Consider the following 26,688-nt stretch of genomic DNA (forward strand, 5'->3'; position numbering starts at 1 on the left):
GTCAGCGGGTCTCGGGAAGACCGCTCCAGGCCGGCCGGCGGGGGTCGTCCAGGCGGACCACCGTGTCGGCCGCCGTGACCGGGTCCACCTCGCCGTCGTACCGCTCGAACGCGGGCAGTGTCCACCGCTCCTCCGCCGGTGTCCGGCGTTCGAGCGCCCCCGCCGACAGGCTCAGGTGGACGGTCAGATCCGCGGGGAACCAGCGGCCGAGCAGGAAGGTGCCGTGCAGGAGGAGCACACCGCCCGGCGGCAGGGTGACGTACGCGCTGCGGGTGGCGCGGTCCCGCTCCGGGTCCCACAGGTCCGGCAGCACCCGGCCGCTGCCGTCCGCGTCGAGCGGCGTCAGCACCTCGCGCCACAGCGCCCCCGTGTCGAGCCACAGGTCGCGGTACGCGTCCGGATCGCGCCTGCCGTACTCGAAACGGACGGAGGCGGCGCGCAGGAATCCGCCCGCACCCACCACGAGCACCGGCCGCCCGCGCGGGCGCAGCTCCCGCGCGACCCCTTCCGCCAGGTCGCCCGGCCGGGCAGCGGGCGCGCCGTCGATCAGCACCCGTGTCCAGGGGCCGCCGTCTGCACCGTGCAGACGGGCCAGGTGCTCCGCCAGCGCCCCGGTGAGACGTTCCGGGCTGATCGGCTCGAGTCGCATGCTGTCCCTCCTCCCGGACGGCGCGTGCGCCGGGCGTACGCGGGCGCACCCGTGGCCGTCCATGCGTCCTACCGCGGGGAACCGGGCGCCCGCACGATGGTGCCATGGACGAGGAGACGAGCGACGAGGGGACCGCGGTGAGCGGCGGCACCGCGCCGGACACACCCGGCGCGGTGGACCCGAGTCCGTTCGCCCTCCACGTGGAGGCGCTGCGCGCCCGCATGCCCCCGGCCCAGTTCATCGTCCTCATGCGCGCCTTCCACACCTGGCACGGCTGCCGCACCGGGCAGCCGCCCGCGCTCGCGCTCCCGGCCCCCCGGGACGGGGAGACCGCCCTGTCCGCGCCGGAGGTCAGGGCCGCGCTGCTGACCCTCATGACCCTGGCCGACGAAGCTTCCTGACGCCGTCTCCGTCCCGCGCCGGCGCCACGACCCCGGCGACGCAGCAGCTCAGCCTCGTTCGCGATCGCCGCCCGGAATGGCATCTTTCATCGTGGATGCGAGCAGACGCAGGGAATGAGGTTCAGCATGCGGGACGTGCAGGAACAGATCGTCGACCTGGCCAGACGGACCAGCGAGCCCGTCGCGGTCCAGCTCCTGCGCTCGTCCGCCGCCGCGACACTCGCCTACCTCGCCGCCGTGTGGCTGACCAGCGTGCCGGCACCGCTGCTGGCACCGCTGACGGCCCTGCTCGTCGTCCAGGTCACCCTGTTCGCCACCCTCACCACCGGCATCCGCCGCGTCAACGCCGTCGTCGTCGGCGTCCTGGTCGCCACCGGGTTCAGCGCGCTCGTCGGCCTGAGCTGGTGGAGCCTCGCCCTGCTCCTGGTCACGGCGCTCACCGTCGGCCACATCGCGCGGGTCAGCGAGTTCGTCCCCGAGGTGGCGATCAGCGCGATGCTCGTCCTCGGCGTCACCCAGCACGCCGACACCGCGCTCGACCGGGTCGTGGAGACGGTCATCGGCGCGGTCGTCGGCCTCCTGTTCAACCTGATCATCGCGCCCCCCGTCTGGGTGCGCTCGGCGAGCGAGGACATCGAGGAGCAGGCCCACCGCATGCGGGACCTGCTGCTGCGGCTCAGCGAGGAGATCTGCCGCGACCGCGCCCCCGCGGGGACCCTCAGCGACGAACTCGACAGCGCCCGGCGGCTCGACCAGGACGTCGCCCGCGTCGACGCCTCCATCACCCAGGCCGAGGAGAGCGTCCGCCTCAACCCCCGCGTGAAGGAGCCGCTGCTCACCCGGATCGTCCTGCGCTCCGGCCTCGACACGCTGGAGGTGTGCGTCGTGATCCTGCGGGCCATGACCCGCACGCTCCTCGACCTCGCGCAGCGGCGGGAGGACGAGCCGCTGTTCCCGCCCGACCTGGCCCCGGCGCTGCGCGAACTGCTGGCCAACCTCGCCGGCGCCGTCGACAGCTACGCCACTCTCATCACGAGCCAGGTCAGCACGGCGGCGGACGAGGCCGAGAAGTTCCTCGCCATCGAGCTGGACGCCGCCCGGATCAGCCGCGAGCACGTGGCGCACGTCCTCCTCGCCCGGGTGCAGCAGCACCCGCGTCAGTGGCAGCTCCACGGCTCGCTGCTGGCCGAGGTGGACCGCATGCTGACCGAACTCGACATCGACAAACGCTCCATCCACCTGGCCGAGGAACTCGACCGCGTCGCCGCCGAGACCCGTGAGAAGCATCCCCGCCTGCACAAGCTGGCGGGCATCGGCAGGAAGTGACGCCCCCGCTCAGCCCCGCCCGCGGGCCGGATCGTCCCTCCGCTCCCGCAGGGCGGTCAGCTCCCGCCACAGCTCGGTGACCTGGCGTTCCAGCTCCGGGAGCGATCCGTCGTTGCGCAGGACGAAGTCCGCGTGTTCGAGCCGCTCAGCACGGGACGCCTGCGCGGCCATCCGTGCCTTCGCGTCCGCCTCCGACATGCCCCGCACCCGTGTGAGCCGCCCGAGCTGGGTCCGTTCGTCCGCGTCGACCACCACGACCACGGCGAACCGGTCCATGAGCCGGTTCTCCACGAGCAGGGGCACGTCGTGCAGCACGATCGCGTCGGCCGGCGCGGCCGCGGCCAGCTCGGCCGAGCGCTGCGCCACCAGGGGGTGGACGATCGCGTTCAGCGCCTTCAGCCGCAGCTCGTCCGCGAAGACCACGGACGCGAGGCGCGCCCGGTCCAGGGCGCCGTCCGGGTCGAGCACCTCGGTGCCGAACTCCGCCGCCACGGCCGCGAGACCGGGAGTCCCCGGCTCCACCACCTCGTGCGCGATCGCGTCCGAGTCGACGATCACCGCACCGAGCGCGGCGAACATCCGGACCGCCTCGCTCTTGCCGGCGCCGATTCCGCCGGTCAGTCCCACACTCAGCATGGGAGAAGCCTAGGGTTTGTCCGGGAGGACGGTCCGCCGTGCCCGGCTCAGCGTTCCGGCCCGTCGTCCTCGCGCTCGGCCAGGAAGCGCTCGAAGACCTCGCCCAGCTCGTCCGCCGACGGCAGCTCGGCCGGCTCCGCGACCAGGCTCCCCCGGGTGGCGACCCCGGCGATCGCGTCGTACTGCTGCTCGAGCCCCTGGACGACCGACACCAGCTCCGAGTCGCCCTCGGCCAGTTCACGCTCGATCTCGTCCTGGGTCCGCAGCGCCCGGCTCCGCAGCGCGTGCGCCTCCTCGGGCAGCACGAGCCCGGTCGCCGCCGTCACGGCCTCAAGCACCACGAGCGCGGCGTCCGGGTACCGCGGCCGCGCGACGTAGTGCGGCACATGCGCGGCCACCCCCAGCACATCGTGCCCCGACTCGGTCAGCCGCAGCTCGACGAGGGCCGCGGCGCTGCCGGGCACCTGCGCCTCGTCGAAGAGGGAGTGATGTCCGGGCACGAGGTCCGACCGGTTCCCGTGCGGTGTCAGACCGACCGGTCGGGTGTGCGGAACGCCCATCGGGATGCCGTGGAACGTCACGGCCATGCGGACCCGCAGCCGCTCCACGATCTGCCGCACGGCCGCCGCGAAGCTCTCCCACTCCACGTCCGGCTCAGGACCCGACAGGACCAGGAAGGGCTGGTGCGTCGCGTCATGGATCAGGCGCAGCTCCAGCCTCGGCGCCTCGTAGGCGGTCCAGCGGTCGCGGCGGAACGTCATCTCCGGCCGGCGCGCCCGGTAGTCCACCAGCCGGTCGTGGTCGAACCGCGCGACCGGCACCGACGTGCGGCTCTCGATCAGCTGCTCCACGATCTGGCCACCGGTCTCACCGGCGTCCATGAAGCCCTCGAAGTGGTAGAGCAGGACAGGCCCCGCGCTGTCGGGGTCACGGATCGCCTCGTCGGCCAGTGCCAGGCCGCGCGGCTCCCATGCGTACAACTCCCGCGGATCACGCACCGCCACCGCTTCCTTCCGTCGCTCGCGTACGCACCGGTCAACGCACCGTACCGCGACCGCATTCCCGGTGTACGGCCGAGGGGCGGGAGCGGGCCGCGGCAGGGCGGAGAACCGGACAGCGCCGGGCGCCCGGGCGCGGGCGGACACGGCGAAGGTCCGCCCTCCCGGAGGAGAACGGACCCTCGTCGTGTCACGGACCGGTCAGGACCGGCCGGGCCTGGTGATCAGCTCTGGCCGCCCGCGAGCTTCTCGCGGAGCGCCGCCAGCGCCTCGTCGGAAGCCAGGGCACCCGAGTCCTCGCCCGCCGGGGAGGAGTACGAGCCGCCCGAGGCCCCGGACGGCTGACCGCCGCCGGCCGCCTCGGCCTCCGCCTGCGCGTCGGCCTCGCGGGACTTGATGACCTGCGCCTGGTGCTGCTCGAAGCGCTGCTGCGCCTCGGCGTACTGGCGCTCCCACTCCTCGCGCTGCTTCTCGTACCCGGGCAGCCAGTCGTTGGCCTCCGGGTCGAAGCCCTCGGGGTAGATGTAGTTGCCCTGGTCGTCGTAGGACGCGGCCATGCCGTACAGGGTCGGGTCGAACTCGACGGCCAGCGGGTCCGGACCGAAGTTCTCGTTCGCCTGCTTCAGCGAGAGGCTGATCCGGCGGCGCTCCAGGTCGATGTCGATGACCTTGACGAAGATCTCGTCGTTGACCTGGACGACCTGCTCCGGGATCTCCACGTGGCGCTCGGCCAGCTCGGAGATGTGGACCAGGCCCTCGATGCCCTCGTCCACCCGGACGAACGCGCCGAACGGCACCAGCTTGGTGACCTTGCCGGGCACGACCTGCCCGATCTGGTGGGTCCGGGCGAACTGCTGCCACGGGTCTTCCTGGGTCGCCTTGAGGGACAGCGAGACACGCTCGCGGTCCATGTCGACGTCCAGGACCTCGACCGTGACCTCCTGGCCGACCTCGACGACCTCGGAGGGGTGGTCGATGTGCTTCCAGGACAGCTCGGAGACGTGCACCAGGCCGTCCACGCCACCCAGGTCCACGAAGGCACCGAAGTTGACGATGGAGGAGACGACGCCGGAGCGCACCTGGCCCTTCTGGAGGGTGGTGAGGAAGGTCTGGCGGACCTCGCTCTGGGTCTGCTCCAGCCAGGCACGGCGGGAGAGGACCACGTTGTTGCGGTTCTTGTCGAGCTCGATGATCTTCGCCTCGAGCTCCTTGCCCACGTAGGGCTGGAGGTCGCGGACCCGGCGCATCTCGACCAGCGACGCGGGCAGGAAGCCGCGGAGGCCGATGTCCAGGATCAGACCGCCCTTGACGACCTCGATCACCGTGCCGGTGACGATGCCGTCCTCGTCCTTGATCTTCTCGATGGTCCCCCAGGCCCGCTCGTACTGGGCGCGCTTCTTCGAGAGGATCAGCCGGCCCTCCTTGTCCTCCTTCTGGAGAACAAGGGCCTCGATCTCGTCGCCGACGGCGACAACCTCGTTGGGGTCGACGTCGTGCTTGATCGACAGCTCGCGCGAGGGGATGACGCCCTCGGTCTTGTAGCCGATGTCGAGCAGGACCTCGTCCCGATCGACCTTCACGATGACGCCGTCGACGATGTCGCCGTCGTTGAAGTACTTGATCGTCTCGTCGATCGCGGCGAGGAAGGCTTCCTCGGAACCGATGTCGTTTACCGCAACCTGCGGCGTGGTCGCGGTGGTCTCGGTGCTGCTCGTCATGTGGTAAAGGGCTCCGGTACGGACATGTTTCGTAGGCACTGCTACGCCGAAAGCCCATGTCGCGGCGCCGAAGCCGACCAGCCGGAGAAGCGGTCTTCCGTACGCAGGACCGGAAGGGCCTCGACAACCGAGGGGACAACAGCACTCGCGAGCGCTCCTGCTCCGTCCGAGGCGCGCAGGCTCGCAGCGCGCCTTATAGCATACGGGCGCATCGGAGCGGGGTCAATGCGCGGTTCGCCCCACGTGGGGCGAACCGGCCCGGACCGGGCGCTTTCCGGCACCACAGGCGCTCCGGAGGACGTCCCCGGGCCGGGACGCGCCCCCGGCACGGGTGCCGCGGGGGCGCGCCGGGCAGCGGGCCGCGCGGTGTCAGACGGCGCGGCGGGAGACCACGACCACCGCCGTGCCGTCCGCCGTGCCCGGCGCTCCGGGCTCCTGGGTGCCGTCCGGGTCGGCGGGGTCCTCGGGGTCGGCCGGGTCTGCGGGGTCCTCCTCGTCCCCGCACTCGTCCCCGGGTCCCCGGCACCGTCGTCCGGGTCTGCCGGGTCCTCCGGGTCTGCCGGGTCATCGGTGTCCGTGGAACCGTCCGGGTCACCGGGCGTGGCGGTGCCGCCGTCCGGGTCGGTGCCCTCGCCGGGCTCCTCCGTCCCCGGCCCCTCCGGGTCGGCGGGGTCGGCAGGATCCGTCGGGTCTGTGGGGTCCTCGGGGTCCGTCGGGTCCTCGGGATCGGCCGGGCACTCGGGCGCGGTCGGGTCGTCCGGGTCCTCCGGATCGCCGGGCTCCTCACCGCCGGGGTCGGTGGTCCCGGGCTCCTCGCCGCCCGGGTCGGTCGTCCCCGGCTCGTCGGTCCCGGGCTCCTCGGTGCCCGGCTCCTCGGTCTCCCCGTCGCCGTCCGGCACCTCCGCGGCCGGGTCCTCGTCGGCCGGCCCGTCCGTGCCGCCCGACTCCCCCTCCGGGTCGCTGCCGGTGCCGGCACCGCCCGTGTCGCCGTCGCCCTCGTCGGCGGCCGGCGGGACCGTGGGCCGGGCGGCCGCGCCGGTGTCGCGCTCCTCCTCGTCCGCGCCGCCCGGCGACGGGCTGCCGGCTCCCGGCGACGCGGGGAGCTGCCCCTCGCCGTCGGGGACCTCGTGGACGCCGTGCCGGTAGTAGTCGATCCAGGAGCGGACCGTGCTGACGTAGTCCCAGGAGTGGTTGTAACTGAGGATCGCCCGGTCCAGGCCGTCCGACGTGGCCAGGCTGCGGCCGGACGCGCACAGGTAGTCGCCGGCCGCGAGGGCGGCGTCGTACACGTTGTCGGGGTCCGCGACGCCGTCGCCGTTGCCGTCGGTGCCCCAGGTCTGCCACGTGGACGGGATGAACTGCATGGGGCCGACGGCGCGGTCGAACCGGGTGTCGCCGTCCCAGCGGCCGCCGTCCGTGTCGTCGATGCGGGCGAAGCCCTGCCCGTTGAGTGCGGGGCCGAGGATCGGCGTCGTCGTCGTGCCGTCCGCGGTGACGTCGCCGCCCCGCGCGTGCCCGGACTCGACCTTGCCGATGCCGGCGAGGACCTCCCAGGTGAGGTCGCAGCCGGGCGTCGTCGACCCCACGGTGCCGGCCGCCCTGCGGTAGGCGTCCAGGACGGTCGCGGGTATGCCGGCCTCCGCCGCGAGGTCCGCGTCGTCGTCCCCGCCCTCGGTGCCGTCGTCGGCCGTGCCGGGCTCCACGGTGTCCAGCGGCGGCAGGTCCGTGTGGTACGGCGGGTCGCCGGCACCGAGGTCCGGCGCCTCCGGTTCCGCGGCGACCGGCTCGCGCGCCGGGTCGGGCGGTACCACCGTCTCCCCCGCCGCGTCGGCCGCCTGGGAGGCGGTGAGCGCGGCCATCGCCGCCGCCGCGACCGCCGAGCCCGTGATCCCCCGGCGGAGCCTGCCGATTCGCAACGCCACTCGTGATCCCTTCCCCGCACCTGTGCCGCCGTCGGCGCTTCCCGTCGACGGACGACAGTACGACACACGACGGTTCCCTGCCAGGACCTACTGGCCTACTGCGAGTGGCAGTTGAGGAAACGCGGCGCCCGGGTCCGCCCGGCGGACCCCAGGGCCTGTCCGGCGGATCTTGCCTGTCTCGCGACGCCGGCCACGGCACCTCGCTGCGTTGCCGTATCGCGCGAATACGGTCGGGTATGAGCTGCGATCCGGCGCCTTGCGATGCACCGCATCCGACGCCGCGAGCCGCGCCAAGACCCGCCGGACAGACCCTAGTGCGCGGCGGCCTCCCAGGTGGTGCCCGCCCCGATGGAGACGTCCAGCGGGGCGCGCAGCTCCACCGCGTTCTTCATCTCGCGGCGGACCAGCTCGGTGACCCGCTCCCGCTCGCCCGGGGCCACTTCGAGCACGATCTCGTCGTGCACCTGGAGCAGCATGCGGGTGCGCAGGTCATCGCGCCGCAGAGCCTCGTCCACGCGCAGCATGGCGATCTTCACGATGTCGGCGGCGGTGCCCTGGATCGGGGCGTTCAGGGCCATGCGCTCCGCCATCTCGCGGCGCTGGCGGTTGGAGCTGGTCAGGTCGGGCAGGTAGCGGCGGCGGCCGAGGACGGTCTGCGTGTACCCGGTGACGCGGGCCTCGTCGACGACGTGCTGGAGGTAGTCCCGGACGCCGCCGAAGCGCTCGAAGTAGGTGTCCATCAGGCCGCGCGCCTCGTCGGCCGAGATCGAGAGCTGCTGGGAGAGGCCGAACGCGGACAGACCGTAGGCGAGGCCGTAGCTCATGGCCTTGATCCGCCGGCGCATCTCGGCGTCCACCTGCTCCTTGGGCACGGAGAAGACCTGCGAGCCGACGGTGGTGTGGAGGTCCTCGCCGGAGGTGAACGCCTCGATGAGCCCGGCGTCCTGCGACAGATGGGCCATGACGCGCAGCTCGATCTGGCTGTAGTCGGCGGTGAGGAGGCACTCGTACCCCTCCCCGACGACGAAGCCGCGGCGGATGGCGCGGCCCTCGTCCGTGCGGACGGGGATGTTCTGCAGGTTGGGGTCGGTGGAGGAGAGACGGCCGGTAGCGGCCACGGTCTGCTGGAACGTGGTGTGGATGCGGCCGTCCGACGCGATGGTCTTGATCAGGCCCTCGACGGTGCTGCGGAGCCTGGCCTGCTCGCGGTGGCGCAGCATGATGACCGGCAGGGGGTGCTCGGTCTGGGCCGCGAGCCAGGTGAGGGCGTCGGCGTCGGTGGTGTAGCCCGTCTTCGTCTTCTTCGTCCTCGGGAGACCGAGCTCACCGAAGAGGACTTCCTGGAGCTGCTTGGGCGAGCCGAGGTTGAACTCGTGGCCGACGGAGGCGTGCGCCTCGGTCACCGCCTGCTGGACGGCGGCGGCGAACTGCTGCTCCAGGCGCTCCAGCCAGGCGCGGTCGGCCGGGATGCCGGCCCGCTCCATCCTGGCGAGGAGGTCGGAGGTGGGCAGCTCCAGGTCGGTGAGGAGGCCGGCGGCGCCGACCTCGGTGAGCCGGCCGCGGAACGCCTCGCCGAGGTCGAGCACGGTACGGGCGTGGCGCATCAGGCTGTCGGCCTCGGCGGCCTCGTCCGCGCCGAGGGTGAGCTGGCCGCTCTCGTCGGCGGGGCGGGCCAGCTCGCGGCCGAGGAACTCGACGCTGAGCCCGTCGAGCGCGAAGGAGCGGCGGCCGGGCTGGACCAGGTAGGCGGCCAGCGCGGTGTCCATGGTGATGCCCGCGACGTGCCAGCCGTGCTCGGCGAAGACGCGCTGGACGGCCTTGGCGTTGTGCACGATCTTGGGGCGGGCCGGGTCGGCGGCCCAGGCGGCGAAGGCGCGTTCGTCCGGCTCGTCGAGCCCGGCCGGGTCGAACCAGGCGGCCGGTCCGCCGGCGGTGGCGAGGGCGACGGCGTGGACGCTGCCCGCGCCCAGCTTCCAGGAGTCGAGGGTGGCCATGCCGAGGGGCTCGCCCCCGTGCTCCGCGAGCCAGGGGGCGAGGCCGCCGGCGGCCAGGACGGCGCCCTGGATCTCGACGCCCTCGGCGACGGCCGGCACGTCCTCCTCGGCGCCCGGATCCACGGCGAAGAGCCGGTCGCGGAGGCTGGCGTTGCGGAACTCCAGGGCGTCGAGGAGGACGGTGAGGGAGTCGCGGTCGTACGGCGCGCGCAGGAGGTCGGCAGGGCCGCAGCCGAGGTCGATGTCCCGCACCAGCTCGGTGAGGACGCGGTTGAGCCGGACGGACTCCAGGTGCTCGCGGAGGTTCTGCCCGGCCTTGCCCTTCACCTCGTCGGCGCGCTCGGCCAGCTCGTCCAGGGAGCCGAACTGGTTGATCCACTTCGCGGCCGTCTTCTCGCCGACGCCGGGAATGCCGGGGAGGTTGTCCGACGGGTCGCCGCGCAGGGCGGCGAAGTCGGGGTAGCGGGCGGGCGGCAGACCGTACTTCTCCAGGACCTTCTCCGGGGTGAAGCGGGTCAGCTCGGAGACGCCCTTCGTCGGGTAGAGGACGGTGACGCTCTCGCTCACGAGCTGGAACGCGTCGCGGTCGCCGGTGACGATCGACACGTGGAAGCCCTCGGCGGCGGCCCGGGTGGCGAGGGTGGCGATGACGTCGTCCGCCTCGTACCCGTCGACGGCGAAGCGCCGCACGCGCATGGTGTCGAGCAGCTCGCCGATCAGCTCGACCTGGCCCTTGAACTCGTCGGGCGTGGCGGAGCGGGTGGCCTTGTACTCCGTGTACCGCTCGGAGCGCCAGGTCCTGCGGGAGACGTCGAACGCGACGGCGAGGTGCGTGGGCGCCTCGTCGCGCAGCGTGTTGGCCAGCATGGAGGTGAAGCCGTACACGGCGTTCGTCGGCTGGCCCACCGTGGTCGTGAAGTTCTCCGCGGGGAGCGCGAAGAAGGCGCGGTACGCCAGCGAGTGCCCGTCCAGCAGGAGGAGGCGGGGCGGGGCGGTCGTCTGCGATGCGTTCTCAGCCACGTTCCCGATCCTCCCACGGACCACTGACACTCCCGGCCGGACGTGCGAGGATCGTGGGATCGCTCCGTGCGCCCCCACATCACGCGAGGAGAGGACTCCATGCCCGCCGAGCCGCCGGCCACCGATCCCGTCCAGGACGCGCCCGCCGTGGGCGCTCCCCGGCACTCCGCGGCGGGGCTCCCGGCCGTCGGGCACGCGCTGCGCGTCGCGCAGCGGCAGATGGGGGTGCGGCGCACGGCGCTCACCCTGCTGCGCGTGAACCAGCCGGACGGCTTCGACTGCCCCGGGTGCGCGTGGCCCGAGCCGGGGCGGACGCACACGGCGGAGTTCTGCGAGAACGGCGCGAAGGCCGTGGCGGAGGAGGCGACGCTGCGGCGGGTCACGCCGGAGTTCTTCGCCGAACACCCGGTGGGCGAGCTGGCCGGGCGGTCCGGGTACTGGCTGGGGCAGCAGGGGCGGCTGACGACACCGATGTACCTGCCGGAGGGCGCCGACCGGTACGAGCCGGTGAGCTGGGAGCGGGCGTTCGACATCGTCGCGGACGAACTGCGGTCGCTCGATTCGCCGGACGAGGCGGTCTTCTACACCTCGGGGCGCACGAGCAACGAGGCGGCGTTCCTCTACCAGTTGTTCGCCCGCGAGTTCGGCACGAACAACCTGCCGGACTGCTCGAACATGTGCCACGAGTCGTCCGGCTCGGCGCTGGTGGAGACGATCGGCGTCGGCAAGGGCAGCGTGACCCTGGAGGATCTGCACCACGCCGATCTGATCATCGTCGCCGGCCAGAACCCGGGGACGAACCATCCCCGTATGCTGTCCGCCCTGGAACGGGCGAAAGCGGGCGGAAGCCGCATCATCTCGGTCAATCCGCTGCCGGAGGCCGGGCTCGAACGCTTCCGCAACCCGCAGACGCCCCGGGGCCTCGCGGGCCGGGGCACGGCGCTGACCGACCTGTTCCTCCAGATCAGGATCGGCGGCGACCAGGCGCTGTTCCGGCTGCTCAACCGGCTCATCCTGGAGCGGGACGGCGCGGTGGACACCGCGTTCGTGACGGAGCACTGCCACGGCTTCGACGAGTTCGCCGCGGCGGCGCCGGCGGCCGACTGGGACGAGACGCTGGCCGCCACCGGCCTCGACCGCTCCGAGATCGAACGCGCCCTGGAGATGGTGCTGGCCTCCCGCAGGACCGTCGTCTGCTGGGCGATGGGCCTGACCCAGCACAAGCACGCGGTGCCGACCATCAAGGAGGTCGTGAACTTCCTCCTCCTGCGCGGGAACATCGGCCGCCCCGGCGCGGGCGTGTGCCCGGTGCGCGGCCACAGCAACGTGCAGGGCGACCGGACCATGGGCATCCACGAGAAGCCGGCCGCCGCGTTCCTCGACGCGCTGGAGCACGAGTTCGGCTTCGCGCCGCCGCGCCGGCACGGCCTGGACGTGGTCGAGGCGATCCGCGCGCTGCGCGACGGGCGCGCGAAGGTGTTCTTCGCCATGGGCGGGAACTTCGTCGCCGCGAGCCCCGACACGGACGTCACCGAGGCGGCGATGCGGCGGGCGCGCCTGACCGTGCACGTCTCCACGAAACTGAACCGCTCGCACTGTGTCACGGGCACACGGGCGCTGATCCTGCCGACGCTCGGCCGCACCGAGCGCGACGTGCGGGCGGGCGGCGAGCAGTTCGTCACCGTCGAGGACTCGATGGGGATGGTCCACGCCTCACGGGGGCGGCTGCGGCCCGCGGACGACGCGCTGCTGTCGGAGCCGGCGATCGTGTGCCGGCTGGCGCGGCGGGTGCTGGGCGAGGACAGCGCGACGCCGTGGGAGGAGTTCGAGGCGGACTACCGGCGGGTGCGGGAGCGCATCGCGCGGGTGGTCCCCGGCTTCGAGGACTTCGAGGAGCGCGTGGCCCGGCCCGGCGGCTTCGCGCTGCCGCACGCCCCCCGCGACAGCCGGACCTTCCCCACCGCCACCGGCAAGGCGAACTTCACGGCGTCCCCCGTCGAATATCCGCAGGTGCCCGCGGGACGGCTGCTGCTCCAGACCCTCCGCTCCCACGACCAGTACAACACCACGATCTACGGCCTCGACGACCGCTACCGCGGCATCAGCGGCGGCCGGCGGATCGTACTGGTGCACCCCGACGACGCGGCGGAGCGCGGGCTCGCCGACGGCGCCCTGGCCGACCTGACCAGCGAGTGGACGGACGGCAGCGAGCGCACGGCGCCCGGCTTCCGCGTCGTGCACTACCCGACGACGCGGGGGTGCGCCGCCGCGTACTACCCGGAGACCAACGTGCTGGTGCCGCTCGACGCGACCGCCGACGTCAGCAACACCCCGGCGTCCAAGTCGGTCGTCATCCGTCTCACCCCGGCGGCGGACGCCCGGACCGGCCTGGTAGAACGCTGACATGGGCGACAGCACACGTACACAGTTCCCGGCCGGCCTCCTCGACCAGTGGGCGGGCCTCGGCATCGACCTTCGGGCGCTGTTCTCGGCGGGGGCGCTCGGCGGGCGGATGGGGCTGCGGATCGTGTCCGCGTCCCCGCAGGAGGTCGTCGGGACGCTCCCCGTCGAGGGGAACACCCAGCCGTACGGCCTGCTGCACGGCGGCGCGTCCGCCGTCCTCGCCGAGACGCTGGGCTCGGTCGGCGCGATGCTCCACGCGGGGCCGAACAAGATCGCGGTCGGCGTCGACCTGAGCTGTACGCACCACCGGCCCGTCAGGTCGGGGCTGGTGAGGGGTGTCGCGACACCCGCGCACACCGGCCGCACCTCCGCGACGTACGAGATCGTGCTGCACGACGAGCGGGAGAAGCGCGTGTGCACGGCGCGGCTGACGTGCGCGCTGCGGCCCGCGACGCAGCAGGCGCAGGCGAACGGGGCGCCGGAGGCCGGCGCCCCGCCCGTGGAGTGAGGCGGACCCGCGTCACGCGCCTCCCGGATCGACCGTCTCCCCGAGGTAGGCCGCCCGTATGCGCGGGTCGGACAGGAGCGTGCCCGCCTCGCCGCTCATGGCGACGGTCCCCGTCTCCAGGACGTAGCCGCGGTCGGCGAGCCGGAGTGCCTGCGCGGCGTTCTGCTCGACCAGCAGGAGGGTCGTGCCCTGGGCGTTGATCTCGCGCAGGATCTCGAAGATCTGCTGCACGATCAGCGGTGCGAGGCCCATGGACGGCTCGTCGAGCAGCAGGAGTTCCGGTTTGCCCATCAGGGCGCGGCCGATGGCGAGCATCTGCTGCTCGCCGCCGGAGAGCGTGCCGCTGATCTGCTTGCGCCGGTCGGCGAGCCGGGGGAAGAGGGTGAAGACCCGGTCGAGGTCGGCCGGGTCGGGGCGGCGCAGCCGGTAGGCGCCCATGCGGAGGTTCTCCAGGACCGACATGCGGGGGAAGACGCGGCGTCCCTCGGGCACGTGGCCGATGCCGAACCTGACCAGTTCGTGCGATCTGATGCCGTCCACCCGCTCGCCGTGCAGGAGGACCTGGCCCCTGCGGGGGGTCAGCATGCCCGACGCGGTCTTGAGGGTGGTCGACTTGCCCGCGCCGTTGGCCCCGAGGAGGGCGACGACCTCGCCCGCGGCGACCGTGAGGCCGACGCCCTTGAGCGCCTCGATCGCGCCGTAGGCGACGTGCAGGTCGCGCAGTTCGAGAAGCGGTGGCCCGGCCGGTGCGGGGGGCGGGGCCGGCTCCTTCTGTGCCTCCGTGGTCACGGGCGTTCCTCCTCGCCTTCCTTGCCTTCCCCGCTCTCCCCGGCCGGCCCGCCCCCGGTGGCGGCGAGCGTCTCGGCGACGGCGGCGCCGTCCTCGTCGGCCGAGGTGCCGAGGTACGCCTCGACGACGGCCGGGTCGGCCTGCACCTCGGCCGGGGTGCCCTCGGCGATGGTGCGGCCGAAGTTCAGCACCACGACGCGGTCGGCGACCGACATGACGAGTTTCATGTCGTGCTCGATCAGGAGGACGCTGACGTCCAGTTCCGTGTTGATGCGGCGGATCAGCAGTTCGAGGTCGTGTTTCTCGGTGGGGTTGGTGCCGGCCGCCGGCTCGTCGAGGAGCAGGAGTTCCGGGGTGGTCGCGAGGGCGCGGGCGATCTCCAGGCGGCGCTGCTCGCCGTAGCTGAGGGCCGAGGCCAGCTCGTTGATCCGGTGTTCGAGGCCGACGAACGCCAGCATGCGGTGGGCCGCCCGGTCGCTCTCGCGCTCGTCGCGGCGGGCGCCGGGCAGCCCCAGCATGATCGAGAGGGCGTCCGTCCGCTGCCGGGTCTCGACGGCGATCTTGACGTTCTCCAGCACGGTGAGCGCCCCGAACAGCCGGATGTTCTGGAACGTCCTGGCCACGCCGAGGCGGCTGACGCGGTGCGGTTTGCGTCCGCGCAGCTCGTGTTCGCCGCCCCTCCCGGGGCGGAAGGTGATGACGCCCTCCTGCGGGAGGTAGGCGCCGGTCAGCGCGTTGAACAGCGATGTCTTGCCGGCGCCGTTCGGTCCGATGACGGCCAGGATCTCGCCACGCCTGACCTGCAGCGCGACGCCGTCCAGGCTGGTCAGGCCGCCGAAGCGGAGGGTGACTCCGGACGCGTCGAGGATGAGGTCGGCCGCCGCGGGGGCGGGTGCCCCGCTCGTTCGGGTGGTCATGCGTGCGCACCTCCCGGCTGCGCGCCCAGCGCGTCGGCGCCGCCCGATCCTTCCTCGGCCATCCGGAGTTCGCGCGATCGTCGGCGGGACGGCCACAGGCCCTGCGGCCGGTAGATCATCATCACGACGAGCAGGCCGCCGAGGTACATGTAGCGGTCCTGGGGGTCGATCATGTCGCCGCGCAGGTACTCGGGGAGCCAGATCAGGACGACCGTGCCGAGCACGACGCCGGGGATCGAGCCCATGCCGCCGAAGACGACGTACGACAGGGCGAGTACGGACATCAGGATGAGGAACTGCTCGGAGTTGATGAAGCCCTGCTTGCCGGCGTACAGGACACCGGCCACGCCGGAGGTCGAGGCGCCGATGGCGAAGGCGAGCAGCTTGAAGCGGACCGTGTTCACGCCGGTGGCGGCGGCCGCGACCTCGTCCTCGCGGATCGCCGTCCAGGCGCGGCCGATGCGGGAGTGCTCCAGGCGCAGGAACAGGACGATGATCAGCGTCGCGAAGATCAGTTGGAGCCAGTAGTAGGGCTGGGGGTCGAGCCCCCAGTCGTACGACCAGAACCCGAGGTCGACGGAGAACCGGTCGAGTCCCTGGGCGCCGCGCGTGCCGCCCGTGAACTCGGTCCAGTTCTTGGCGAGCAGGTAGACGATCTCGTGGAACCCGAGGGTGACGATCGCCAGGTAGTCGCCGCGCAGCCGCAGCGTCGGGGCGCCGAGCAGGACACCGGCGATGAGGCAGGTGACGATGGCGACCGGGATGACGAGGAACGTGTTCAGCTCGACGGGCGGGTCGACGGGGAGTCCGCCGGTCCAGTACGCGGCGCTGTAGGCCCCGATGGCGAAGAACGCGATGAAGCCGAGGTCGAGCATGCCGGCCCAGCCGATGACGACGTTCAGGCCGATGGCGACCAGGACGTACATGCCCATCTGGTCGACGATGACGGTCTGCCACACCCGGGTGAGGGTGAACGGCAGGATGATGAGGCACGCGGCCAGGGCGGCGAGGAGTCCGTAGCGGTAGAGGGCGGAGGTGCGGAACAGGCCGGTCGCCGCGCCGAACCCGCGGCCCACCAACGACGGCAGGGCGATGTGCGCCGTGCGCGCGGAGAGGGGACCGTGGGTGCCGGGCGTGCGTGTCTCCGTCCGGACGGCCGTCCGCCACGCGGTCAGCGCGCCGCCCGCGAACTCGCGCACCGCCCACACGACGACGGCGATCGCGAGGCACACGAAGAAGCGGACCTTGGTGACGTTCTCCTGGAGCGCGTAGAAGAGGTCGCCGCGGATGCCCTGGTCGCCGATGGCGATGCCGATGACGGCGGCCGTGACGAGCAGGGCGAAGAGCCGCTGCCAGCGGGCCTGCTGGTACCACCTGCGGCGTCTGAGCCGGGCGGCGGCGGTGGAGAGACGGGGGTGCGGGGCCGGTGCGTCGGTGGTCATGCGGCCCTCCCGACCCGCTCGCCGAGGATGCCCGTGGGGCGGAACATGAGGACGAGCACGAGGACGGCGAACGCGCCGACGTACCGCCAGGCGTCGCCCCACAGCTCGACCGTGAAGGACTCCACCACGCCGAGGGTGAGGCCGCCGAGCATGGCGCCGCGGACGTTGCCGATGCCGCCGAGGACGGCCGCGGCGAACGCGGTGATGCCGGGGAGGAAGCCCATGGTGTAGGTGACCTGGAGGTTCGTGCCGAAGAGGAAACCGGCGACGCCGCCCATCAGGCCGCCGAGAACGAAGGTGCGGGAGACGACCTTGTCGATGTCGACGCCCATCAGCGAGGCGACCTCGGGGTCCTGGGCGACGGCGCGGATACCGGCACCGAGTTTGGTGCGGTTCACGATGAGATCGACGGTGACCAGCATGAGGACGCCGACCACGACGATGATGAGCTGGGTGACGCTGATCGGTGTTCCGAAAAGATCGAAGAGACGCCGGTTCTCGTACATCCGCGGCATGGGGAGCGGGTAGCGCCCGAAAAGTTTGCCGGCGAGGTTGTAGAGAAAGAAGGACGCGCCGATCGCGGTGATCAAGAAGACGAGGCGGGGCGCGTTCCGGCGGCGGAGCGGGAGATAGGCCGCCTTTTCCAGACCGAACGCGACGATGCCGCCGAGCGCGGCGCCGGCGCAGATACCGAGGACCACATATCCGAAGGACTGGATTCCGGACGGGTCGAGGGCCGGCGGAAAGAGGGTGAGCGCGATGACGCCACCGAAGCCGCCGGACATGAAGACCTCGCTGTGTGCGAAGTTCAGGAGTTGCAGGACGCCGTAGACGAGTGTGTAGCCGATGGCGATGACGGCGTACAGCGAGCCGAGCACCACCCCGAGGACGAGGACGTCCCAGATATCGGAAAGGGACATGGCTGACTTCCTTGTGGGGACGAGCGGCGACGGGTGGGCCGGCCCCCGGCGGGACGGGCGTGCGGCCCGTCCCGCCGGGGCGTCCCGGTCAGGAGCCGGCCAGCTCCTGGACGTTGCCGACGTAGCCGATGGCGCCGTTCTCGACCCGGTAGAGGAAGATGGCCTGTTCGGTGAACTCGCCGTTCTCGTCGAAGGAGAACGACTTGGTGAGGCCCTGGTACTCGACGCCGGCCAGCGCCTGGTAGAGGGTCTGGCGGTCGACCTCGCCGTTCAGCGCGGCGATCTGCTCGATGATCATGTTCGCCACGTCGTAGGACTCGGCGGAGTAGGTGCCCGGCGGGATCTGGAACGCCGCCTCGTAGCGCTCGGCGAACGCCTGGGTGGCCTCCTCCGCGGTCGCGTCCGTGCAGGGGCAGGTGAGGTACCAGCCCTCGGACGCCTCGCCGGCGAGGTTGATGAACTCGTCGTCGTTCGAGCCGTCGCCCGAGATGCCGATCCCGTCGAAGCCGGCCTCGTCGAGGCGGACGGCGAAGGGGGCGAGCGCCTGGTAGTAACCCGCGTAGACCAGGGCGTCGGCGCCGGATTCGACGACGTTGCGGGCGGCGCTGCTGTAGTCGACCGTGTCGGCGGGGACGCTCTCCCGCTCGACGTCGAAGCCGGCCGCCTGCAGGCTCTCGTCGGCCACCTCGGCGAGGCCCTCGCCGTACGGGGTCACGTCATCGATCACGATGACGCTCTCGACGCCGTCCTGGGTGGCGAGGAAGTCGGCCATCGCGGCGCCCTGCGCGTTGTCGTTCGGCACGGCGCGCAGGAACGTGCCGAAGCCCTGCTCCGTGAGGGCGGGGTTGGTCGCCGAGGTCGAGACCGCGGCCAGACCGGCCTGGCCGTACAGGGGGGCCGCGACGCTCGCGGGCCCGGAGAACGCGGGGCCGATGACGGCGACCACTTCCTCCTGGTCGATGGCGCTCTGGGCGGCGGTCGTGGCCGTCGTCTCGCTGCCCTGGTCGTCGGCGGGGAAGTATTCGAGGGTGAAATCGTATTCGCCGGAGTCGTTGGCCTCGTCGATGGCGAGCTGGATGCCGTTCTGCATATTCTCGCCGAGTCCGACGTTGGAACCGGAGAGCGGCCCCTGATAAGCGATCTTGTACGTCGGTCCGCCGTCGCCGCTGTCGCCGCCGTCGTCACCGCCGCATCCGGTCAGGAGCAGTGCGCCGGCGGCGACGGGTATCGCCAGCCTCATGACGGTTCTGCTGGACACGTGGAAAACCCCCTGGAGCGAGCCGGTCGTGTCGTCACCGCACAGCTCGCATGCGCGCAGGCACATCCGTGCGGCGTGCAGCGGAATCTATTGCCAGGGAAGCTGGGCGAACACTCCGCGGCAGCAGATGTGATCTCCTCGTGACCTGCGCCACATGCCGGAAACAGCAGAGATACGGGAAGTCCGGCGATGTTTCGGCCGGTGATCCGCCGGTCGGGGACGGATGTGCCCCCTTATGACAAGAAGAGCGCGTCCGGAAGGAGGTCTCCGGACACGCTCTGCCCCGTGATGAGTGTTTCTTGAGGGATATTTACAGCGGATTCACGACAGGGACCGTCCGAATGCCGCTCGCTCGCCCCGCCCGTTCCCTCACTGCTTCTGCTGCTTCTGCCGCTTCTCCTCGGCGTCCTGGATGACGGCCTCGGCGACCTGGCGCATCGAGAGACGGCGGTCCATCGACGTCTTCTGGATCCAGCGGAAGGCGGCCGGCTCGCTCAGCCCGTACTGGGTCTGCAGGACGCTCTTGGCGCGGTCCACCAGCTTGCGGGTCTCCAGGCGCTGCGCCAGGTCGGCGACCTCCTCGGTGAGCGACTTCAGCTCCGTGAAGCGGGAGACGGCGATCTCGATGGCCGGGACGACATCGCTCTTGCTGAACGGCTTCACGAGGTAGGCCATCGCACCGGCGTCGCGGGCGCGCTCGACCAGGTCGCGCTGCGAGAAGGCGGTGAGCATCAGGACCGGCGCGATGGACTCCCCCGCGATCTTCTCGGCCGCGGAGATGCCGTCCATGACCGGCATCTTCACATCCAGGATGACCAGGTCGGGCCGCAGCTCCCTGGCCAGTTCGACGGCGCGCTCGCCGTCACCCGCCTCGCCGACGACCGAGTACCCCTCCTCCTCCAGCATCTCCTTGAGGTCGAGCCGGATCAGCGCCTCGTCCTCGGCGATGACGACCCGGGTCGTCAGCGGCGGGACGTGCGCGGAGTCGTCCTGCCCGGCGGCGGCGTCCGCTCCCGCGGCGCCGCCCGCCTCGGGCGGGGTGGTGGGCTCGTGCGGGGCGTCGGGGGTGCTCACGTTGCTCCTCGTTTCCTGCCGGTTGGGGCACCCCCGAGGGTACCTACTCGCCGCCCTCCTGACGGAGCGGATAGACTCCCCGAGCAGGCGTCGGCCGGGTTGGTGGAACGGTATACACGGAGGTCTCAAACACCTCTGCCCGTGAGGGCTTGCGGGTTCGAATCCCGCACCCGGCACCAGCTTCCGGCATCGCGCGCCGCACCTTCCCCACGATTCCCCGGTTCGGGCGACACCACCTTTATGCTCACTTTACGTGACCATCCACTACGCTCGGTCACATGTGGTGGGCAGAGCTTCTTTCCAGGGTGTACGGGCGTCGTCCGGCGGCACGTGGCCGCGGATCAGCGGGGCAGCGCCGTCGACAGGTCGTCCAGGGCGCGGTGCGCGTCGGTGAGCAGCGCGCCGTACAGCGGCCATTCACCCGGTGCGTCCAGGTGTTCGCCGCGGGCGCGGGCGTTGAGAGCCGCGTAGAGCCTGCGCCCCTCCTCGATGTGCGCGCCCACGTCCTCGCACGTGTCCGCGACCCGGTCCTCGTCGAAGCCGAGGCACTCGACAGCGGCGGCGGCCTCGGTGAGGAGTTCGGCGTACGGGGTCAGGAAGTCGCGGGCGAGCGCGTCGTAGTTCTCGCTGCGGGCCGCGTGGGCGAGACCCCGCGCGATGGACTCCGCCTGGTGCCCGACGCGTTCGAGGGCGTTGATGACCGTGCTGTGGGCGGGCGGCGCGAGACGGCGCGAGACGGGGAGCCTGCGGGGGTTCAGGCGTGCGCTCTCCTCACCGGCCGCCGCTGCGTCGCGGGCGTGGCCGGCGAGGCCGCCCACCCGCGCGGCGCGCTCGCTCCACTCCTGGGCGAGCGCCGGATCGGGGGTGGTCTCCCCGAGCGTGCGGGCCATGTCGCGCAGCAGATCGCCCACATGACCGGCGAGTTGCCCGACGGCCGCCCTGGCGTCGTGGAACCGGGTGGGCGGCGCGAGGAAGACGGTGGCGGCCAGCCCGCACCCGACGCCGATCAGCACGGCCGTCACGAGGTGGAAGCTGTAGTCGATCCGCCCCCCGCCGGCGGAGAAGGCGAACAGGGCCGTCACCGGCACCTGGAAGCGCTGCCCCCCGAGCGTGGGCAGGCGCGACGCGAGCAGCGCCGCCGCGGTGACGACGGCCAGGCTCCACAGGTGGACACCGGCCGTCGACCCGAAGGCCGCGGCGACGATCACCCCCACCGCGACCGCGGCCATGTAGCGCAGCGACTGCCACAGGGACCTGTAGACCGTGCCGTGGAGTGCCAGCAGGGAGGTGAACGGGGCGAAGGTCGTGACCGACACCGGCAGCAGCCACGAGGCGATGCCCCAGGCCACGACGACCGCGAGCACCGCCCGGACCTGGAGCAGCGCCTCGTCCCGCTCGGGTCCGGAGTGCCGCACGGCACGCACGGCGAAACGGTACGCGTCCCGGGACCGCCGGGCGGGACCGCCGGTCCGTCCCGGCGCCCGTCGGGTCGCTGTGCTCATCCCGGTACCTCCCGCCCGTCGCCCTCGCCTGGCCCCTCATGCGCGGGTGCACGGTGCGACGCCGGTCAAACCCACCTTTCCGGCTCCGGGCGGGGAAGGCCCCGCGGGCGCCGCCGGCCGGCGGCGGACCCGCCGGGATCAGCGCGGCGAGTCGTCCTGGCCGACGTGGTGCACCCGCACGAGATTCGTGGTCCCGGGGGTGCCGGGCGGGGAGCCGGCCGTCATGACCACGATCTCGCCCTCGCGGCACCGGCCGAGCCGCAGCAGGTGCTCGTCCATCTGCGTCACCATCTCGTCGGTCGTCCGCGCGGTGGGCACGAGGTGGCTCTCGACGCCCCAGGTCAGGGTGAGCTGCGCGTGGGTCGCCGGGTCGGGGGTGAGCGCGACGACGGGGATCGGCGAGCGGTAGCGCGCGAGCCGGCGGGCGGTGTCCCCGCTCTGGGTGAAGGCGACGAGCAGCGAGGCGTTCAGGAAGTCCCCGACCTCCGCCGCGGCCCTCGCCACGGCACCGCCCTGGGTGCGTGGCTTGTTCTCCTCCGTCAGGGGCGACAGGCCGCGCGCCAGCAGCTCCGCCTCCGCCGCCACGACGATGCGGCTCATCGTGCCGACCGTCTCCACCGGGTAGCGGCCGACGCTCGTCTCGCCGGACAGCATCACGGCGTCGGTGCCGTCCATGACCGCGTTGGCCACGTCGGAGGCCTCGGCGCGGGTCGGGCGCGACGACTCGATCATCGAGTCCAGCATCTGCGTCGCCACGATGACCGGCTTGGCATTGCGGCGGGCCAGGGCGACGGCGCGCTTCTGCACCAGCGGCACGTCCTCCAGCGGCACCTCGACCCCCAGGTCGCCGCGCGCCACCATGATGCCGTCGAAGGCGCCGACGATGTCGGCGAGGTTCTCCTCGGCCTGCGGCTTCTCGATCTTCGCGATGACCGGCAGGAACCGCCCTTCCTCGGCCATGACCCGGTGCACGTCCTTGATGTCGTCACCGCTGCGCACGAACGACAGGGCGATGAGGTCGGCGCCGCCGCGCAGCGCCCAGCGCAGGTCGTCGATGTCCTTGGTGGACAGGGCCGGCACGGAGACGGCGACCCCGGGGAGGTTGAGACCCTTGTGGTCGGAGACCAGGCCGCCCTCCACGACGACGGTGCGGACGTCCGCGCCCTCGACGGCGGTGACCTCCAGGGCGACCCGGCCGTCGTCCACGAGGATGCGCTCGCCCGCCGCCACATCGCCGGGAAGCCCGGCGTAGGTGGTGCCGCAACGGGTGGGATCACCGGGCACGTCGTCCGCCGTGATGGTGAATTCGTCCCCCGTCTCCAGGAGCACCGGACCGTCGGCGAAGCGGCCGAGACGAATCTTCGGTCCCTGGAGATCGGCGAGAATTCCGACGCTCCGGCCCCTTTCCGCGGCAGCGCGCCGCACCCGCCGCAGGCGCAGCTCGTGCTCCCGGTGGGCTCCGTGGCTGAGGTTGAGCCGTGCCACGTCCATACCGGCCTCCACCAGCGCGGCGATGCGCTCGTAGGAGTCGGTGGCGGGTCCCAGGGTGCAGACGATTTTCGCTCGGCGCATACGCCCAACTGTAGGAGTTACCTCACAGTAGGGGGCTATCCGGAAGTGACCACTCGGCGGCTGGCTTTTGACGAAGGGCCGACAAGTCGACGAAATGAGCGGCGGTGCGCTCCGATGAGCGATTTCACGGTCGGGTATTTCCCGGACGACGCGCCTTCACCGGGGAAGAGCCTCCCCGCCCGCCGGAATGGCAAACTCCGTCTCCGGCCGTCCGCCCGCCGGGGCCCACGGCCCGCTCAGCCCGAACGTGGTGAAAGCGGTCCTCTCGGGCAGCGGATAGCGCTCCCGGCCGGTGAGTGTGTTCAGGATCACGGCGCTGCGGTGGGCGACCAGGCCGAGGTCGGGCGTGCCGACACCGTGCGTATGGCGCTCGGCCCCCAGGACGTACACCGTTCCCGAGATGCCGGGATCGAGCGCGAGACGGTAGCACTCGTCCACGACGGCGCGCCCGGCGGCGTCGCGCCGGAGCCGTCCGGCCAGCTCGGCCAGCAGGGTGTCGAGGGGGCGGTCGCGGTAGCCGGTGGCCAGGACCAAGGCGTCGGTGACGAGCCGGGAGCGCTCGTCCTGCAGCCGGTGCAGGAGGTCGAGGGCGAGCCTGCCGTCGGCGAGGCGCCTTCCCCCGCGCACCGTGACGCCGGGCGTGAGGACGGCGTCCGGCCAGCCGCCGCCGAGGCTGCGGCGGTACAGCTCGTCGTGGAGGGCGGCGAGCGTGCCGTGGTCGACGGCGCGGTGCAACTGCCACTGCGCGGGCAGGAGGCGGTCGCGCACCGCCTCGGGCAGGGCGTGGAAGAAGCGCGTGTAGTCGGGTGTGAAGTGTTCGAGGCCGAGCTTGCTGTACTCCATGGGCGCGAAGGCCTGGCTGCTGCTGAGCCAGTGCAGCCCCTCGGCGCCGGCGGGCCTGCGGCGCAGCAGGTCGAGCGCGATCTCCGCCCCCGACTGGCCGGAGCCGACGACGGTGATGTGCCCCGCGGCCAGCAGCGCCTCGCGCCGGCGCAGGTAGTCGGCGGAGTGCAGGACGGGAGCCGCGTGGCGGCCCTGCGCGGTGGTCAGGTGCCGCAGCGCCCCGGGGATGTGAGGCGCGCTCCCGATGCCGATGGCGAGGTGGCGCGCCCGGACGGTGCCGGTGGTGCCGTCCGCGGGACCGCCGCGGCCCGTGCGGGTGAACTCCAGGACGAACACGGCGTCCTGAGGGTCCCAGCGCACGGCGTCGATCCGGTGGCCGAAATGCAGCCCCGGCAGGCTCTCGGCGACCCACCGGCAGTAGGCGTCGTACTCGGCGCGGGGGCTGTGGAAGCGCTCGGCGAAGTAGAAGGGGTAGAGACGCTGGGTGTGCCGCAGGTAGTTGAGGAAGCTCCAGCGGCTCGTCGGGTCGGCGAGGGTCACCAGGTCGGCGAGGAAGGGGACCTGGAGGGTGGCGTCCTCGATCAGGAGCCCCGGGTGCCAGTGGAACGCGGGCCGCTGCTCGTACCAGGCGGCGCGGAGCCCGGAGCAGGGCTGGGTGAGGGCGGCGAGCGAGAGGTTGGCCGGACCGATGCCGATGCCTGCCAGGTCGAGCGGGTGGGCGGGTTCGGAGGTCGTCATCGGGGCGGGTCCTTATGCGCGGGCTGTGCGGGATGTACGGGTGGTGCCGGGAGTGCCGGCCGTGCCGGGGGCGTACCGGTCGAGGACGAGCTTGAGGAGGGCGGCGAGGTCGGCCGGCTGGGTGTGGGGGTTGAGCAGGGTGGCCTTCAGCCACAGGACGGGGCGGCCGTCCGGGGCTGGTGCGGTGGCACGGCCGAGGACCGCGCGGCCGTCGGTGATGAGGCCGCGGCGCAGCGCGGCGACCTCCGCGTCGGTCGCGCCCGCCGGACGGAACAGCACGGTGCTGATGGGCGGTTCGGCGTGGAGCCGGAGCCGTGGCTCGGCGGCGACGAGGGCGGCCAGCTCCCGGGCCGCGGCGCAGGTCGCCTCGACGAGGGCGGCCAGCCCGTCGCGGCCGAGCGCCCGCAGGGTGACGGCGATCTTCAGGATGTCGGGCCGCCGCGTGGTGCGCAGCGAACGGCCGAGGAGGTCGGGGAGCCCGGCCTCGGTGTCGTCGTCCGCGTTGAGATAGTCGGCGCGCTGGTCGAGCGCCGCGAGGGCCGCGGCGTCGGGGACGGTGAGGAGCCCGGCGGCCACGGGCTGCCAGCCGAGTTTGTGCAGGTCGAGGGTGACGCTGTCGGCCCGTTCGAGGCCGGCGAGCCGGGGCGCGAGGGCGGGGCTGAGGAGGAGCGGGCCGCCGTAGGCCGCGTCGACGTGGAGCAGCACGGGCCGATGGGCGCGGTGGGCGGCGACGGTGTCGGCGATGGGGGGAAGGGGGTCGATGTCCCCCGTGTCGGTGGTCCCGGCGGTGGCCACGACCAGGACCGGGCCGCGTCCGGTGGTGGTGCCGTCTCCCTCCAGCGCGCGCCGGAGGGCGGCCGGGTCCAGGACGCCGCGCGGCGTGGGGAGGACGCGCGGTGCCGGGAGGCCGAGCAGCCAGGTGGCGCGCCGGACGCTGTGGTGGGCGTTGGCTCCGCAGAGGACGGTGAGCTCCGGGCCGTGCTTCTCGCGGGCGAGCAGGACGCCCAGGAGGTTGGACTCGGTGCCGCCGGTGGTGACCAGGGCGTCCGGTGCGGGGCCGGAGGGATGGACGAGACGGGCCAGTTCGCGGGTGACGCGCTCCTCGACGGCGGACGCCGCCGGCGCCTGGTCCCACGAGTCCATCGACGGGTTGAGCGCGGAGGCGGCCAGGTCGGCGGCGGCCGCGACGGCGAGCGGCGGGCAGTGCAGGTGGGCGGCGCAGTGGGGGTCGGCGGGGTCCGCGGCGCCCTCGGCGAGGAATCCGACGAGGACGCGCAGGGCCTCGGCGGCGCCGCTGCCGTGCACGGGGAGGACGGGCCCGGCACGCTCGGCCAGCATCCCCGCGACGGCGGCCGGGCCGCCCGGCGGGAGCGGGCCGCAGCGGGCGGCGGCCCCGTCCGCGAGCGCGGTGAGCACGGCGTCCACCAGTGGCCGCAGTGCGCGCGGTCCCGCGGTGCCTCCCGCGAGCAGGGTGGAGTCGGGCAGGGCGGGCGGGGCCATCGCGGGGGGCTCTTTCCGGTACGGGGATTACGCCGAACGGCGGACAACGCGATCACCGTACGCGGGCCCGCATCGGGCGGGGCGGCCGTTGCGGAGCGGTTCCCTCGAAGGAGGTACAGGTCAGGCGGGTGACGCGGCGATGTGCTCCTCCCGGGCGCGGAGCAGTTCCTCCCAGTGCTCCCGGGTCCAGGCGCAGACGGCGGCCAGGGGTTCGAGGAGGCTGCGGCCGAGTGGCGTCAGGGCGTATTCGACGTGCGGAGTGCGCCCCGGGCACTCGGCGCGGGTGATCAGTCCGTCGCGCTGGAGGGCGCGCAGGGTGCGCGTGAGCGTCCTCGGCGTGACGCGGTGGAGGGGGACGCGCAGTTCGGAGAAACGGCGGGGCCCGTCCGTGAGGCAGGTGAGGACGAGAGGAGCCCACTTGTCCGCGAAGCGGAGGGGCAGCAGCCCCGAGGGGCACAGCTCGTCGAACATGTCACGCGCCAGCGGTGGCCTCATACCGCCCCACCGTAGCGGTCCCGTCGGTATCCCCGGGGATACCGGCGGGACCGCTACGGTCCT

Annotated in this window: 21 protein-coding genes and 1 tRNA gene; 5 read left to right on the forward strand and 17 right to left on the reverse strand. The window is 72.7% G+C overall.

What is annotated here, in order from left to right; all coding sequences use genetic code 11:
* Window position 1: 1 nt before the first annotated feature.
* Complete coding sequence (locus tag EMA09_RS04555) at window positions 2-649, reverse strand: uridine kinase (RefSeq protein ID WP_129839123.1); 648 nt, start codon at window positions 647-649, stop codon at window positions 2-4.
* Window positions 650-753: 104 nt separating this feature from the next.
* Between EMA09_RS04555 and EMA09_RS04560 the strand changes: the two genes are divergently transcribed.
* Window positions 754-1,050, forward strand: coding sequence for a hypothetical protein (locus EMA09_RS04560; RefSeq protein WP_129839125.1), 297 nt, complete (start codon window positions 754-756; stop codon window positions 1,048-1,050).
* Window positions 1,051-1,176: 126 nt separating this feature from the next.
* Complete coding sequence (locus EMA09_RS04565; RefSeq protein ID WP_129839127.1) at window positions 1,177-2,376, forward strand: aromatic acid exporter family protein; 1,200 nt, start codon at window positions 1,177-1,179, stop codon at window positions 2,374-2,376.
* 9 nt (window positions 2,377-2,385) lie between these two features.
* Here EMA09_RS04565 and coaE read toward each other — a convergent pair whose 3' ends face one another.
* From coaE to polA, 5 genes are all read right to left on the reverse strand, one after another.
* Complete coding sequence (gene coaE, locus EMA09_RS04570) at window positions 2,386-3,012, reverse strand: dephospho-CoA kinase (protein WP_129839129.1); 627 nt, start codon at window positions 3,010-3,012, stop codon at window positions 2,386-2,388.
* A 47-nt stretch (window positions 3,013-3,059) separates the two neighbouring features.
* Window positions 3,060-4,010 (reverse strand): PAC2 family protein, encoded by a 951-nt coding sequence (locus tag EMA09_RS04575; RefSeq protein WP_129839131.1) that lies wholly within the window; start codon window positions 4,008-4,010, stop codon window positions 3,060-3,062.
* A gap of 224 nt (window positions 4,011-4,234) precedes the next feature.
* A complete protein-coding gene (gene rpsA / locus EMA09_RS04580; RefSeq protein WP_129839133.1) occupies window positions 4,235-5,728 on the reverse strand; it encodes a 30S ribosomal protein S1 in 1,494 nt (497 codons plus the stop codon).
* A gap of 41 nt (window positions 5,729-5,769) precedes the next feature.
* Entirely contained in the window at window positions 5,770-7,650 is a 1,881-nt protein-coding gene (locus tag EMA09_RS28820) for a lytic murein transglycosylase (protein WP_240796227.1), read from the reverse strand.
* 311 nt (window positions 7,651-7,961) lie between these two features.
* A complete protein-coding gene (polA, locus tag EMA09_RS04590; protein ID WP_129839135.1) occupies window positions 7,962-10,664 on the reverse strand; it encodes a DNA polymerase I in 2,703 nt (900 codons plus the stop codon).
* A gap of 99 nt (window positions 10,665-10,763) precedes the next feature.
* Between polA and EMA09_RS04595 the strand changes: the two genes are divergently transcribed.
* Both EMA09_RS04595 and EMA09_RS04600 read left to right on the forward strand, forming a co-directional pair.
* Window positions 10,764-13,067, forward strand: a complete 2,304-nt coding sequence (locus EMA09_RS04595) for an FdhF/YdeP family oxidoreductase (RefSeq protein WP_129839137.1) — start codon at window positions 10,764-10,766, stop codon at window positions 13,065-13,067.
* Window position 13,068: 1 nt separating this feature from the next.
* A complete protein-coding gene (locus EMA09_RS04600; RefSeq protein WP_129839139.1) occupies window positions 13,069-13,575 on the forward strand; it encodes a hotdog fold thioesterase in 507 nt (168 codons plus the stop codon).
* Between the two features lie 12 nt (window positions 13,576-13,587).
* Here EMA09_RS04600 and EMA09_RS04605 read toward each other — a convergent pair whose 3' ends face one another.
* From EMA09_RS04605 to EMA09_RS04630, 6 genes are all read right to left on the reverse strand, one after another.
* Entirely contained in the window at window positions 13,588-14,364 is a 777-nt protein-coding gene (locus EMA09_RS04605) for an ABC transporter ATP-binding protein (protein WP_129839141.1), read from the reverse strand.
* A complete protein-coding gene (locus EMA09_RS04610; RefSeq protein WP_129839143.1) occupies window positions 14,361-15,281 on the reverse strand; it encodes an ABC transporter ATP-binding protein in 921 nt (306 codons plus the stop codon). The genes EMA09_RS04605 and EMA09_RS04610 overlap by 4 nt, the downstream gene beginning before the upstream one ends.
* Entirely contained in the window at window positions 15,278-16,723 is a 1,446-nt protein-coding gene (locus EMA09_RS04615) for a branched-chain amino acid ABC transporter permease (protein WP_129839145.1), read from the reverse strand. Before EMA09_RS04615 ends, EMA09_RS04610 begins: the two co-directional genes overlap by 4 nt.
* The gene (locus tag EMA09_RS04620; protein ID WP_129839147.1) at window positions 16,720-17,643 is read right to left on the reverse strand and encodes a branched-chain amino acid ABC transporter permease; all 924 of its coding nucleotides are present in this window, start codon (window positions 17,641-17,643) and stop codon (window positions 16,720-16,722) included. The genes EMA09_RS04615 and EMA09_RS04620 overlap by 4 nt, the downstream gene beginning before the upstream one ends.
* 88 nt (window positions 17,644-17,731) lie before the next feature.
* Window positions 17,732-18,883, reverse strand: a complete 1,152-nt coding sequence (locus tag EMA09_RS04625; protein ID WP_240796228.1) for a branched-chain amino acid ABC transporter substrate-binding protein — start codon at window positions 18,881-18,883, stop codon at window positions 17,732-17,734.
* Between the two features lie 387 nt (window positions 18,884-19,270).
* A complete protein-coding gene (locus EMA09_RS04630) occupies window positions 19,271-19,867 on the reverse strand; it encodes a response regulator (protein ID WP_129843829.1) in 597 nt (198 codons plus the stop codon).
* A gap of 201 nt (window positions 19,868-20,068) precedes the next feature.
* Between EMA09_RS04630 and EMA09_RS04635 the strand changes: the two genes are divergently transcribed.
* Window positions 20,069-20,154, forward strand: a tRNA-Leu gene (locus EMA09_RS04635).
* A 162-nt stretch (window positions 20,155-20,316) separates the two neighbouring features.
* Here EMA09_RS04635 and EMA09_RS04640 read toward each other — a convergent pair.
* The 5 genes from EMA09_RS04640 to EMA09_RS04660 all read right to left on the reverse strand — a co-directional run bounded on the left by EMA09_RS04640 (window position 20,317) and on the right by EMA09_RS04660 (window position 26,625).
* The gene (locus EMA09_RS04640; RefSeq protein ID WP_168220635.1) at window positions 20,317-21,399 is read right to left on the reverse strand and encodes an aromatic acid exporter family protein; all 1,083 of its coding nucleotides are present in this window, start codon (window positions 21,397-21,399) and stop codon (window positions 20,317-20,319) included.
* A gap of 216 nt (window positions 21,400-21,615) precedes the next feature.
* On the reverse strand, window positions 21,616-23,049 hold the full coding sequence (gene pyk, locus EMA09_RS04645) for a pyruvate kinase (RefSeq protein WP_129839152.1): 1,434 nt from the start codon (window positions 23,047-23,049) through the stop codon (window positions 21,616-21,618).
* A 156-nt stretch (window positions 23,050-23,205) separates the two neighbouring features.
* The gene (locus tag EMA09_RS04650; RefSeq protein ID WP_129839154.1) at window positions 23,206-24,630 is read right to left on the reverse strand and encodes a SidA/IucD/PvdA family monooxygenase; all 1,425 of its coding nucleotides are present in this window, start codon (window positions 24,628-24,630) and stop codon (window positions 23,206-23,208) included.
* A gap of 12 nt (window positions 24,631-24,642) precedes the next feature.
* Entirely contained in the window at window positions 24,643-26,130 is a 1,488-nt protein-coding gene (locus EMA09_RS04655; RefSeq protein ID WP_129839156.1) for a pyridoxal-dependent decarboxylase, read from the reverse strand.
* A 120-nt stretch (window positions 26,131-26,250) separates the two neighbouring features.
* Window positions 26,251-26,625, reverse strand: coding sequence for a helix-turn-helix domain-containing protein (locus tag EMA09_RS04660; RefSeq protein ID WP_129839158.1), 375 nt, complete (start codon window positions 26,623-26,625; stop codon window positions 26,251-26,253).
* Window positions 26,626-26,688 lie beyond the last annotated feature (63 nt).

This window comes from Streptomyces sp. RFCAC02 (assembly GCF_004193175.1).
Lineage (GTDB): Bacteria > Actinomycetota > Actinomycetes > Streptomycetales > Streptomycetaceae > Streptomyces.